This window comes from Pantoea sp. V106_11 (assembly GCF_029967885.1).
Lineage (GTDB): Bacteria > Pseudomonadota > Gammaproteobacteria > Enterobacterales > Enterobacteriaceae > Pantoea > Pantoea ananatis.
Window position 1 is genome coordinate 66,612 of record NZ_JASCAK010000022.1, and the last position, 12,137, is coordinate 78,748.

The 12,137-nt window shown below is 55.8% G+C and carries 10 protein-coding genes and 1 other RNA gene; 6 read left to right on the forward strand and 5 right to left on the reverse strand.

Features of this window, described 5'->3' with window-relative positions; translation table 11 throughout:
• Window position 1 precedes the first annotated feature (1 nt).
• Both QLG08_RS05385 and QLG08_RS05390 read left to right on the forward strand, forming a co-directional pair.
• Window positions 2-742 (forward strand): KDGP aldolase family protein, encoded by a 741-nt coding sequence (locus QLG08_RS05385; RefSeq protein WP_013027350.1) that lies wholly within the window; start codon window positions 2-4, stop codon window positions 740-742.
• A 126-nt stretch (window positions 743-868) separates the two neighbouring features.
• The gene (locus tag QLG08_RS05390) at window positions 869-2,779 is read left to right on the forward strand and encodes a PRD domain-containing protein (protein WP_282472828.1); all 1,911 of its coding nucleotides are present in this window, start codon (window positions 869-871) and stop codon (window positions 2,777-2,779) included.
• 3 nt (window positions 2,780-2,782) lie between these two features.
• Here QLG08_RS05390 and QLG08_RS05395 read toward each other — a convergent pair whose 3' ends face one another.
• Window positions 2,783-3,706 (reverse strand): LysR family transcriptional regulator, encoded by a 924-nt coding sequence (locus QLG08_RS05395; protein WP_013027348.1) that lies wholly within the window; start codon window positions 3,704-3,706, stop codon window positions 2,783-2,785.
• Between the two features lie 129 nt (window positions 3,707-3,835).
• On the opposite strand from QLG08_RS05395, the gene QLG08_RS05400 reads away from it, so the two are divergent.
• Window positions 3,836-4,540: a pirin family protein gene (locus QLG08_RS05400; protein WP_013027347.1), complete on the forward strand. Its 705-nt coding sequence runs from the start codon at window positions 3,836-3,838 to the stop codon at window positions 4,538-4,540.
• A gap of 200 nt (window positions 4,541-4,740) precedes the next feature.
• Here the strand turns inward: QLG08_RS05400 and dolP are convergent, their stop codons facing one another.
• Genes dolP through QLG08_RS05420 form a run of 4 tightly spaced genes read right to left on the reverse strand, consistent with a single transcriptional unit; the run spans window position 4,741 to window position 8,316 of the window.
• Window positions 4,741-5,313, reverse strand: coding sequence for a division/outer membrane stress-associated lipid-binding lipoprotein (dolP, locus tag QLG08_RS05405; protein ID WP_014604927.1), 573 nt, complete (start codon window positions 5,311-5,313; stop codon window positions 4,741-4,743).
• A 14-nt stretch (window positions 5,314-5,327) separates the two neighbouring features.
• Window positions 5,328-5,915 (reverse strand): DnaA initiator-associating protein DiaA, encoded by a 588-nt coding sequence (gene diaA, locus QLG08_RS05410; RefSeq protein ID WP_013027345.1) that lies wholly within the window; start codon window positions 5,913-5,915, stop codon window positions 5,328-5,330.
• A 14-nt stretch (window positions 5,916-5,929) separates the two neighbouring features.
• Entirely contained in the window at window positions 5,930-6,325 is a 396-nt protein-coding gene (locus QLG08_RS05415) for a YraN family protein (RefSeq protein WP_014604928.1), read from the reverse strand.
• The gene (locus QLG08_RS05420; RefSeq protein ID WP_282472829.1) at window positions 6,283-8,316 is read right to left on the reverse strand and encodes a penicillin-binding protein activator; all 2,034 of its coding nucleotides are present in this window, start codon (window positions 8,314-8,316) and stop codon (window positions 6,283-6,285) included. The genes QLG08_RS05415 and QLG08_RS05420 overlap by 43 nt, the downstream gene beginning before the upstream one ends.
• 62 nt (window positions 8,317-8,378) lie before the next feature.
• Between QLG08_RS05420 and rsmI the strand changes: the two genes are divergently transcribed.
• The 3 genes from rsmI to QLG08_RS05435 all read left to right on the forward strand — a co-directional run bounded on the left by rsmI (window position 8,379) and on the right by QLG08_RS05435 (window position 11,761).
• Window positions 8,379-9,239: a 16S rRNA (cytidine(1402)-2'-O)-methyltransferase gene (rsmI, locus tag QLG08_RS05425; RefSeq protein ID WP_014594693.1), complete on the forward strand. Its 861-nt coding sequence runs from the start codon at window positions 8,379-8,381 to the stop codon at window positions 9,237-9,239.
• A gap of 63 nt (window positions 9,240-9,302) precedes the next feature.
• Window positions 9,303-9,678, forward strand: an RNA gene (gene rnpB / locus QLG08_RS05430) — RNase P RNA component class A.
• Window positions 9,679-10,150: 472 nt separating this feature from the next.
• The gene (locus tag QLG08_RS05435) at window positions 10,151-11,761 is read left to right on the forward strand and encodes a glucan biosynthesis protein D (RefSeq protein WP_015699446.1); all 1,611 of its coding nucleotides are present in this window, start codon (window positions 10,151-10,153) and stop codon (window positions 11,759-11,761) included.
• The last annotated feature ends 376 nt before the right edge of the window (window positions 11,762-12,137 follow it).

The following is a 12,137-nucleotide window of genomic DNA, read 5'->3' on the forward strand; positions in this document are numbered from 1 at the left end:
CATGACGCTAACCCCCAATTTTTATCAGGATCGCCTGTGTCTTAACGTGCTGGCGGGTTCAAAAGAGAACGCGCGAGCCATCTGGCAGGCCGCAGAAGGCCACGTACTGGTCGGCGTGTTATCAAAAAACTACCCCAGCAACGAGGCCGCTATTGCGGATATGCGCGAGTACGCCGCGCTGATTGATAACGCGCTGTCCATCGGCCTGGGCGCGGGCGATCCCCGGCAGTCGCGAATGGTCAGCGAACTGGCCGCCGTGCTACAGCCGCAACATGTTAATCAGGTGTTTACCGGCGTCGGCACCAGCCGTGCGCTGCTCGGTCAGTCACAAACGGTAGTCAACGGGCTGATTTCACCAACCGGCACGCCGGGCAAGGTGAAAATTTCCACCGGTCCCCTCAGTTCACAGAGCAGCGACGGAATTGTGCCCATTGATACCGCGATTGCGTTACTGAAGGACATGGGCGGCAGTTCCGTGAAGTATTTTCCAATGGGCGGTCTGGATACGGTGGACGAGTACCGCGCGGTGGCCGAAGCCTGTGCGAAACAGGATTTCTGGCTGGAGCCGACCGGCGGGATCGATCTGCAAAACGTTGGGCCGATCCTGCGTATTGCGCTGGACGCTGGCGTGAGCAAGATCATTCCCCACATTTACAGTTCGATCATCGACAAAGCCAGTGGCGAAACCCGCGTGGAAGACGTGCGCCAACTGCTGGCCATCTGTAAAAGTCTGCTGGACTGAGCCCAGGCCTGTGCGCCACTTCAAGGACATATTACGGGCGCGCAGGGCATAATAGACCTGCCGCCTGTTTTCCGGCAGTCTGACGTTTACTTTGTTCTTGTTAACCGCTGAAGCAGGTAACCCGACGTGAGATTCCCGAATCAGCGCCTTGCGCAACTGTTCGACGCATTGAAAAACGAAACGCTCCCCCAGGACGAACTGGCACGGCGGTTTGCGGTGTCCACGCGCACCGTACGCACGGATATTACCGCGCTCAACGCCATGCTGCAGCAGCACGGCGCGCAGTTTGTCATGAATCGCGGTGCGGGCTACCAGCTTAAAATTATTGATGCGCTGCGCTTTAACGTGCTGCAGCAGCAGACGCGTGCGCCTCTGCGGGTGCCGCGCACCTCACACGACCGAATCCGCTACCTGCTGGTGCGCTTTCTCACCGCCGCCTATTCCCTGAAGCTGGAAACCCTGGCTGAGGAGTGGTTTGTCAGCCGTGCCACGCTGCAGAATGACATGGCCGACGTGCGCGAATGGCTCGGCCGTTATCAGTTGAGTATCGAAAGCAAACCCCATCACGGCATGAAGCTGTTTGGCAGTGAAGTGGCGATCCGCACCTGCTTAACCGATCTGCTGTTTGAGATCGATCAGGAGCAGCCTGACAGCCCGCTGATCGTGCCCGAATCGCTGGAAAGCGGCCTGCTGGAAACCCTTCAGCCGCTGCTGCAAAACGGCCTTGCCCAGCACAATATCCGCCTCAGTGATGAAGGCGAGCGCTATTTGCGTTTTTACTGCGCGGTGGCGCTACGTCGCATCAATGAAGGCTATCCGCTGAGCGATCCACAGGTGGAAGAGATCGGGGATGACGTGCGCGAGTCTGCGCAGACGCTGATCCATGCGCTGCGGCCGCTCACCGTTAAACCGGTTTCTCCGGCGGAAGAGAGCTGGCTGCGGGTGAATATCGCCGCCCGACGCATTCAGGACGTTGCCCCCAGCGCCATTAATGCTGACGATGCGGAGGCGCTGGTTAACTACCTGCTCAGCTTTATTAACACTCACTACTATTACGATCTGCAGAACGATCCTCAACTCCGTGCCGATCTGCTTACCCATATTAAAACGATGATCACGCGCGTGCGTTATCAGATCCATATTCCTAACCCGTTATTAAGCAATATCAAGCAGCACTATCCAATGGCCTACGATGTGACGCTGGCGGCGGTGTCCAGTTGGGGAAAATATTCGCCCTATACGATTAGCGAAAATGAAATTGGTTTTCTGGTGCTTCATATCGGCGTCGGGCTGGAGCGCCATTATAACGTGGGTTACCAGCGTCGCCCTCAGGTACTGCTGGTGTGCGACAGCGGTACGTCGACGCTCCGCATGATCGAAGCCATGTTAATGCGCAACTATCCCCAGTTGCAGGTGACGCAGTGCCTGTCGCAGCGTGAATATGAGGCCCGCCAGCGCATCGAAGAAGATTTTGTGATTTCCACTACGCGGCTGAGTGAAAAAGAGAAACCGGTTGTCGTGGTCGCGCCTTTCCCGACGGAATTTCAACGGGAGCAGATAGGCAAGCTGGTGCTGGTGGACCGCACCCGGCCCTATATGTTGGAGAAATTTTTTGATGCCCGCCATTTCTGCATCATCGATCGGCCGATGAGTCAGTCTGCGCTGTTTCGGCTGTTATGCGATCGGCTGGAGGCAGAAGGCGTGGTGGACAACGCGTTTTATGCTTCCGTTGAGGAGCGTGAAGCCATTGTCAGCACCATGCTGGGCGAAGGGATTGCGCTTCCGCATTCGCTGGGGCTGATGGCGAAAAAAACGGTGGTGTACACCGTGCTGGCCCCGCAGGGGATCCCCTGGGGCGAGGACACGGCTTACGTGATTTTCCTGCTGGCAATCAGCAAAAACGAGTATGAGGAAGCGATGGCTATCTATGACCTGTTCGTGACCTTTATGCGCGAGCGGGCGATGACGCGATTGCGCGACAGCAGTGACTTTGCCTGCTTTAAAAGCGTCGCGCTGGACTGTCTGAGCCGGCTGTAATCTTCAGGGATGGGCGCCCGGCGTCGGTGAGTTTTTCCGGGCCAGCAGGCGAGGAATTTCGCGCAGGCACCAGGCTTTTGCCTCACCCATGCTGTCACGCCGCCAGGCCATGATGATATCGACCTCACGCGAATACTCCGGGCTGACCACCCGCAAGCGGCCCTCTGCAATGTCCTGCTCCACCATGTTATAAGGCATGGTGGCGACCCCTAAACCGGCCAGGAGCGCGCGACGTTTGTCATCCATCGTACTGACGGTCAGGCGCTGTTGCTTGTCCAGCAGTTGCACGGTCAGAACCGGACGTTCGCGGGCTGTATCTGCCACGGCAATGCCGCGATATTTTACCCGGGTGACTTCTGAAAGCGGCTCGGGTTCGTTGTGTATTGGATGGTCAGGGCTGGCAACGTAAACGCTGATGATGCTGTAAAGTTTGCGGGTGTTTATTTCGGTCGAGGCGCGAAAATGCATATCCGGTGCAATGACAATATCAGCCCGCCCCTGTTCCAGTCTCTCCCAGGCGCCAGCCAGTACTTCTGTGATGATGGCGATCTGGGTATTGGCTTTGTCAGCCAGCTTCGTGACCAACGGAAACAGCGCATCGGTGGGCACTAACGCTTCCGTCACGATAGTCAGCTGGGTTTCCCAGCCGCGTGCCAGCGCCTCGGCATCGGTCGTGAGCTTGTCGGCGGCCTCCAGCAACACCCGACCGCGCTCCAGTAACATTCTTCCGACATTGGTGAACTTCGTCCGATGGCCCGAACGGTCAAACAGCACCACATCCAGCTCTTCTTCCAGTTTCTGCATGGTGTAGCTAAGCGCTGAGGGCACGCGGCCCAGTTCATCGGCGGCGGCGGCAAAGCTGCCGCGGCGATCGATAGCATCCATCACACGTAAAGCTTCAAGGGTTAACGCACGATCTTTGGCCATCCCGGTTCTCTGTCAGGAAATTTGAATATGCACGGCAGATTAACTGGCTAACAATCCGGCGTCCAGACTTTTACCATAAAGGCATATTTCCCGTCGTCGATTCTTGCCGACGGATGCTGGAGGTACATAATGATTACGACACGCAGTGCATCCGCTTGTGGTCAGGCCGATTACGGTTGGTTACAGGCGCGCTACAGCTTCTCTTTTGGCCACTATTTCGATCCCAAATTAATGGGTTATGCCTCCTTACGCGTTTTGAATCAGGAAGTCCTGGCACCCGGCGCGGCATTTCAGCCGCGCACCTATCCTCAGGTGGATGTGCTGAATATCGTTTTACAGGGTGAGGCGGAATACCGGGACAGCGAAGGCAATCACATCAGCGTGCGTGAAGGTGAGGCGTTGCTGCTCTCCGCTCAGCCTGGCGTGAGCTACAGCGAACTTAATCCGAGTAAAGATCGCCCGTTAACCCGTATGCAGCTCTGGCTGGCGGCCTGCCCGGAACGTGAAAATCCCCGTATGCAGAAAATGACGTTGTCGGGCGGCATGCGTTCGCAACTGCTGGCCTCACCAGATGGCGGCGACAGCAGCCTGCAGTTGCGTCAGCAGGTCTGGATTCATCAGGTTGAGCTGGCGGCAGGCGAGCAGCATCTGGTGCCGCTTCAGGGCGCGCGCGCCTATCTGCAATCTATCCATGGCGCGTTTGAGGCCTCGGCCGGGGGCGCTCATCAGGAACAGCTGGGCTGTGGCGATGGCGCATTTTTGCAGGAAGAGCAACAGCTGTGGCTGTCAGCGAAAACCCCGACCCGCGCACTGGTGATCGATATTCCGGTCTGAGGCCTTCTCTCGTTACGCCGCCGCCAGCGGAGACAACCTCGGGCGGCGCGATAATGCTGGGCGGCAAGCCGGAAAACGTTTGTTGGCTCTGGCCCGGTCACGGCTAAACCCGCAATAAAAAAAGCCGCAACCCAACAGGGTGCGGCTTTTCTGTCTGCGCCAGTAACAACCCGGACAGCTGTCCTGGGGTTAACTCAGCATTACTTCACCATGGTAAACGCGGTGGTGACGTGTTTCACGCCGCTGACCCGGCTGGCAATGTCCGCGGCGGCTTTTGCTTCTTCTGGCGTCACCAGGCCCAGCAGGAACACTTCACCGTTTTCCGTGGTGACTTTGACGCTTGATGATTTCACCTGATCGCTGCCCAACAGCTGCGAGCGAATCTTGGTGGTGATCCAGGTATCAGACGACGAGGTGCCAAGGCTGACTTTCGGCCCAATCCGAATCTCGTTATAGACTTCGGTTGCGCCATCAACGCCCATGGTGATCTGTTTCGCGCGGTTGGCAATCTCCTGACTTGGGGCCTGACCGGTTAGCAGGACTTTACCCTGATAGGCGGTAGCAATGACGCGAGCATCGGTTTTGATTTGCTGATCTTTTGCCAGCGCGTTGCTGACGCGTAATTCCAGCGTGCCGTCATCGACCTGCGTTCCGACAGAGCGGGGATCGGTGGCGGTTTTGGTCGCCACAGCGGCGCTACCGGCAACCACCGCGACGCAGCCCTGCAGCAGCATGGCGGTTAAAACAATGGCTATAGCGTTCAATGCTTTCATTGGTGCTCCTTCCGTCATTCCTGGTGGGGAAACAAGGTGTTATCAATCAGATCGCACAAACAGTTGAGTGTTAACATATGCATCTCCTGAATGCGAGCACTACGATGTGAAGGAATACGAATTTCCACATCCTGCGGTCCCAGCAATCCGGCTAATTCGCCCCCATCATAACCGGTAAGCGCAACGATAGTCATATCGCGCGTGACGGCGGCTTCGACGGCCTTCACGATGTCCCGTGTATTCCCGCGTGTAGAGATTGCCAGCAGAACGTCACCGGTTTGTCCCAGTGCACGCACCTGCTTAGCGTAAATCTCGTCATGCAGACGATCGTTACTGATCGCCGTCAGCATGACGTTGTCCGCACTTAAGGCCAGCGCGGGCAGGCTGGGGCGTTCGGTTTCAAAGCGGTTGATCATGCTGGCGGCAAAGTGCTGAGCATTGGCGGATGACGCACCATTACCACAGCTCAGTATTTTGTTACCGTTGAGAAGCGACTGCACCATTGTCATTGCTGCACGCGAAATGGCATCGGGTAACGCCTCTGCAGCAGCGATTTGAGTTTGAATACTTTCGGTAAAACACGCTTTAATTCTTTCCTGCACACGACCACCTGGTTCTAAACGTCTGCATTAAAGGCATTCGGCAACCATTCAAGCGCCGTGCCGGTAATGGCAATGATGTCGAAACGGCAATTCACTGTTTCAAAACTGCCGCCGCGTTGCGCCAGCCACAGAGAGGCGGCACGCAGCAGCTTGTGTTGTTTCTGTCGGGTAATACTGGCCAGACTGCCGCCGAAGCGTGCGTTACGCCGGTAACGCACTTCGACGAACACCCAACACTGGTTGTCTCGCATTATCAGGTCTAGTTCCCCTGCGCGATAATAAACATTGCTGGCGACCCATGTTAACCCCGCCCGCTCAAGATAGCGGCGGGCGAGTTGTTCGTGCTCGGCACCCGTACGACGGCGGTTTAGCTGGCCGGTACGATGTTGCCCTGGCGATACTGGTTCCATGTCAACTTCCTGTTGATCACACAATCAGCGGTGGCGCTCAGCTTGCCGGTATTGCCGTCGAGCGAGAAGCCCGGCACCTGACGCATCTGGTTAAAGTGGTTAGCCAGCGTCCACGCATCAATCCCCATCGCGTACAGACGCACCAGCGAGTAATCGTTATTGAACGACTTCGCGGCCTGCTGCATCAACGCCGGATTTGCGCCGGAAAGCAGGGGGATATCGCTGAACTGCAGCCCTTCCATTTCCAGACGGAAATCCGGCCCTGCGCCCGCCTGCGCGCTGCGCGAACTGGCGTAGAGCGCAACGTTGCTGCGGCTACCGGTGCGCATGCTGATCATCGGTTTGATCAGTTGCAGTTCATCCTGAGTCGAGACGATATAAGCGGCATCAATGGCTCCGCCACTGCTGGCGGCCGGGGCGCTGGTTTGCGGTGCCGGAATGTTCAGGCCCGCAACGGAAACGCTTTGCGGCTGAGAAGACGAGGGCATAACCACGGGCGTACCGCTCATGCTGATGCCTGCACCGCTATTGATGCCCTGCTTGAGTTCTGAAACAGAACCAAAGCGCTGCTGGAGCACGGTGCCGCCGCCCAGTGACTGCCACTCTTTCGTAAAGGCCGCCGTTACGCGATCGCCCAGGCCGTTGCGAGGTACTAACAGCAGCGGCTGGCGTTTGCCCTGGTCCCAGATATGATGCGCCGCATCGCGCGCTTCATCTTCAGGCGACAGCGCAAAATAGCACATATTCGGATGGTTCTGGATTTGCTCTGGCTCGTTCAGCGCCAGGACATTCAGCGGTGTCTGGCTGTTCGCGACCGTTTCAACGTTGTTTTTCAACAGCGGTCCAACAACGAGCGTGGCACCATCCTGTTGGGCCTGCTGCATCACCTGCGCGATGGGCTGACTGCTGGTGTCGTAAACCTTCACCTGCGCATTGCTGGCGGGTTCGGCGGCCGGCTGTTGCTGAGGCTGCTGTTGCGTCGTTGCCGGTTGCTGCGCCGTGCCGCTCTGCTGTGCAGCCGCCGGGTTAGCTGACGGGCTGACGACCGCATTCGCGTCCGCAGGCTGCTGCTGATTTATCGCGATAGGATCCTGGGCGCTGCCCGGCGTCGCCTGAGGCGCGGTAACGAGGGTGCCGTTCTTCGCGTCGTTAAAGCCTTTCTGGATAGCGCTGGCGAACATCTGAGCCTGACCGTTCAGCGGCAGCAGCAGCGCGATAGTGCTGGTGGACGCTTTGGTAAAGTTCTGCACCTGACTCAGCTGGGTCGGTAAGGTTTTTGCAGCAGGGTTGTCGGGATAGCGCGTCTGCCAGTCTTTAATAGCTGACTTCAGCATGTTGGCATCCTGGGCGTTGGCATGCCACGCCGTGAGCAGATCCAGCCAGCCCTGCAGAATGTTTTCGTCGGCATTGATCACCAGCGAATTCATATCCTGCTGCGACAGCTGGGTCAGCGCCTGCCAGGTGGCATCGATATTCTGCTGGCGTTCATTGCCTTTCAGCAACGGCTCCTGAGCAATATAGGCGCGGAGCAGGGCCAGCGAGGTTTTACCCTGTGCGCTGGCAATCTGTAAACCGTAGTAGCGCGCCAGCTGATCCTGAGACAGCTCGCTGGTTTTCACCTGACTCAATATCGGTTGGGCATCGGCAATCTTTTGCTGAGCAACCAGAGACTGGGCTTTCAGCAGCAGTAATTCTTGCTGCTGTTTATCAGAAAGCTGATTAGGCAGTTCGCCGATCGCCTGAGCAGCCTGCGGATATTTTCCTTCTTTCAACAGGGCGCGGATTGCGAGTAATTGCCAGTCGGTCTTGCTATCATCGCTGCTTTGCTGCACCTGCTGCAGATAGTAGGCGGAATTATTAGTAACGGGTGCCTGGATGTCTACGGACTGGCTTTTCGGGCCCTGGCCACTACACGCGGCTAAAATCAGACCAGCAAGAAGGACAGGCACAAAGCGTCCTGCTTTATGACGAACGATTTTTGAAGGAAGCATACTGTATCCAGTGATGTTTTTTTCAAGATGCTCAATATTAAATCGGCAATTCGGATGAAACAATGAAACAACTCGATCGGGCAGACATTTCCGCCAGCACGCTCTACATCGTGCCAACCCCAATAGGTAATTTGGCTGACATTACCCAGCGGGCGCTAGCGGTACTTTCCAGCGTCGATCTGGTCGCAGCGGAAGATACACGTCATACCGGACTGTTGCTACAACATTTCGCCATCAATGCGCGACTCTTCGCACTTCATGACCACAACGAACAGCAGAAAGCAGAAATCCTGCTAACCAGGCTGCAACAGGGAGAAAGCATAGCTCTGGTTTCTGATGCTGGCACGCCATTGATCAACGATCCGGGTTATCACCTGGTTCGCCGCTGCCGTGAGGCCGGTATTCGCATCGTTCCTTTACCGGGTGCCTGCGCAGCGATAACAGCATTAAGCGCAGCGGGATTGCCGTCTGATCGTTTCTGTTACGAAGGATTTCTACCCGCCAAAACAAAGGCGCGGTGTGATGCGCTTCGGGCGCTGGCCGAGGAGCCGCGTACCTTAATCTTTTACGAATCCACGCACCGTTTGCTGGACAGCCTGCAGGATATGGTCACGGAGCTGGGGGCTGGCCGTTACGTCGTGCTGGCGCGCGAATTAACCAAAACCTGGGAAAACCTGAATGGCGCACCGGTGGGGGAACTCCTGGCCTGGGTGAAAGAGGATGAAAATCGCCGTAAAGGTGAGATGGTGCTCATCGTTGAAGGCCATCATCCTGACGAAGAGGCATTACCCGCAGATGCACTGCGCACGCTGGCGTTGTTGCAGCAGGAACTGCCGTTGAAAAAGGCGGCGGCGCTCACGGCTGAGATACACGGTGTGAAAAAGAATGCGCTCTATAAACATGCGCTTGAGCAGCAGGCCTGAGCCTGTTGAGTTGCCTGCGCGCCGGGCGTGACAGCGCGGGCTAAACCCTCTATAATGCGCGCCGAAGCTGACCAGACAGTCGCCGCTTCGTCGTCGTCCTTCTCTGAAGGAGACGGGCGGAGGGGAGGAAAGTCCGGGCTCCATAGGGCAGGGTGCCAGGTAACGCCTGGGGGGGAAACCCACGACCAGTGCAACAGAGAGCAAACCGCCGATGGCCCAGTAATGGGATCAGGTAAGGGTGAAAGGGTGCGGTAAGAGCGCACCGCGCGGCTGGTAACAGTCCGTGGCACGGTAAACTCCACCCGGAGCAAGGCCAAATAGGGGTTCACATGGTACGGCCCGTACTGAACCCGGGTAGGCTGCTTGAGCCAGTGAGCGATTGCTGGCCTAGATGAATGACTGTCCACGACAGAACCCGGCTTATCGGTCAGTTTCGACTTCTTAATGCAAACCCCGCGCAAGCGGGGTTTTTGCTTTATGGCGCGGCAAAGCAGGCGTCGCTGCCGCCACCAGATGCGGGGATATCGGCAGCAGGCCACGGCTCCTTGCTGACGCGGGCTGGCCAGCGCGATGAAGGGCGTTGCCCGATACCGTCGTAAAACAATGTGGCGTTAGCCGGTCAGGGCGCTTCCGCGCTGGCGACCCTGAGAGGAAACGCGATTCACTCTCCTGATCTGGCAAGAAAAATGGGCCGCGTTGCCAGAGGCTTTGTTTCTCAGGCAAATCCCATCCATTTTCTTTCCAATGCACTATAGGCTCATCCGATGTGTCAGATGATGGCTTGCCATCTGTTTGGGAGGCAACGGTTTCTCTCGTCTATAGTTGAAGGCAGCTTGCCACACGTCATTATTTTACGTTTTGCCCCATTGGGCGCGAATTCATTGAATGAAGATTAAAAAAACAGGTGGATCATGGTTACAAGAAGGACTTTACTGACTTATTCCGGGGCGTTTGCTGCCTTATCTGCATTAGGCATTTCTCCCGGCGCTATCGCAGCAGGCGTTCTCAAGTTAGGTAACAGCGAAGCATTTAACTTTGAAACCTTGATTTCCCAGGCCAAAGCCCTGGCAGCCAAACCCTATGAAAAACCCACCTCATTCGACCCGTCATTGTTATCCAACATAACCTATGACGCCTACATGAAAACCGTCTACAAGCCGGACTATGCGCTGTTTAAAAATGCCGGACGGTTTCCTGTTACCTTTTTCATGGTAAACGGTTTACACCGTATGCCGGTGAAAATGCACGTCGTGGAAAATAACGCCGCGCGTGAAATTATTCAAAATATTGACTACTTCACCACGACGGATAAAAACGTTACGTTGCCGGCGCTGAAAGGTAACGTATTCTCAGGTTTCAGAGTGCTGGCCAGCCAGGACACGCTAAAAACCAATCCACAAAATGACTGGATATCCTTTATGGGCGCGTCTTATTTCCGCGCCATCGGCGAGCTGGGTCAGTTTGGTTTATCCGCGCGCGGTATTGCGCTGAATACCGTTCAGCCGGGTGTCGATGAAGAGTTCCCTGACTTTACGGATTTCTGGTTTGAAGCGCCGAAAGACGATAGCAAACATCTCACGGTCTATGCGCTACTCAACGGGCCGAGTATCACGGGCGCCTACAAATTTATCCTGCAGCGCGGTAAAGGGGTTATACAGGATGTCGAATGTACGCTTTTCCTGCGCAAGGACATTCAGCGTTTCGGTATCGCGCCTCTGACCTCCATGTACTGGTTCTCAAAAACGGTTAAAGGGGCGGCGACAGACTGGCGCCCGGAAGTGCATGACTCCGATGGTCTGGCGATGTGGACCGGCAGCGGCGAACATATTTGGCGGCCGTTGAACAACCCATTACGCGTGGTCACGTCCAGTTTTCATGATGAGAACCCGCGCGGCTTTGGTTTACTGCAGAAAGATCGGGATTTCGACAGCTATCTGGACGCTGCGCACTACGAGAAACGTCCCGATCTGTGGGTGGAACCGCGAGGGGAATGGGGCAAAGGCTCAGTTCAACTGATGGAAATCCCGACTGACGATGAAATCTACGACAATATCGTCGCCATGTGGGTACCGGATGCGCCAGCGAAAGCGGGCGATCAGCATCATTTCCATTATCGTCTGCACTGGCTGGCCGATGAGCCCTATCCCTCTCCTCTGGCGCGTTGCGGGGCAACACGACTGGGGCGGGGCGGTGTGCCGGGTTCCGATCGTCCGCATGACAGCCGTAAGTTTGCCGTCGAGTTCCGTGGCGATGTGCTTAATCATCTGCCGTCAGGCGTTTCCCCCGAAGCCGTGCTTTCTGCATCGCGTGGTACTTTTGAGAACGTGCTCGTGTCTAAATTGCCGGACGATTCAGGCAACTGGCTGGCGCAGTTTGATTTGGTCGCCGGCGAAGGCGATCCGGTAGAGCTTAAGCTCTATTTGAAAGCACAAGACAAGGTGGTGTCGGAAACCTGGTGCTACCAGTACCATCCGTTCAACTCCCCTGCGAAGCCCTGGCCCGTCGCGTGCGAAACGAAATAATTTTTAAATAACGCCCATTGAACAGATGGGCGTTAATCTTTTAACGCGACTCATCGGCAAACGTCGCGCATTGAAATTTTATTGGATGCGTTATCTTCAGCGTTTCAGGGATAATAATGACCTTCCCCCTTTCCCGGCTAAGCCCGTCTTAAATAGCATGATTGTCTTCCCTTATCCTTGTTCTGTTAACGGCTGTTTCATCGCTCTGCTTTTTTCGGCGAAATATTCTTAAGTGAAAAAAAGATATTTTATTGATCTGCACAAAGTCAGTATAAATAAAAGCATTGGTTCTCATAAGAAAAGAGTGAAGTGTGAGAAACAGCACAATCCCATTTTTTTATGATGATTAAGATTCGTAGCGGATAAAGGCGACGTA

Coding starts and splice junctions, on each gene's coding strand:
- QLG08_RS05400 (WP_013027347.1), top strand. CDS start 3,836: ATGATTACGACACGCAGTGCATCCGCTTGTGGTCAGGCCGATTACGGT.
- dolP (WP_014604927.1), bottom strand. CDS start 5,313: ATGAAAGCATTGAACGCTATAGCCATTGTTTTAACCGCCATGCTGCTG.
- QLG08_RS05395 (WP_013027348.1), bottom strand. CDS start 3,706: ATGGCCAAAGATCGTGCGTTAACCCTTGAAGCTTTACGTGTGATGGAT.
- QLG08_RS05420 (WP_282472829.1), bottom strand. CDS start 8,316: ATGCTTCCTTCAAAAATCGTTCGTCATAAAGCAGGACGCTTTGTGCCT.
- QLG08_RS05415 (WP_014604928.1), bottom strand. CDS start 6,325: ATGGAACCAGTATCGCCAGGGCAACATCGTACCGGCCAGCTAAACCGC.
- rsmI (WP_014594693.1), top strand. CDS start 8,379: ATGAAACAACTCGATCGGGCAGACATTTCCGCCAGCACGCTCTACATC.
- QLG08_RS05385 (WP_013027350.1), top strand. CDS start 2: ATGACGCTAACCCCCAATTTTTATCAGGATCGCCTGTGTCTTAACGTG.
- QLG08_RS05435 (WP_015699446.1), top strand. CDS start 10,151: ATGGTTACAAGAAGGACTTTACTGACTTATTCCGGGGCGTTTGCTGCC.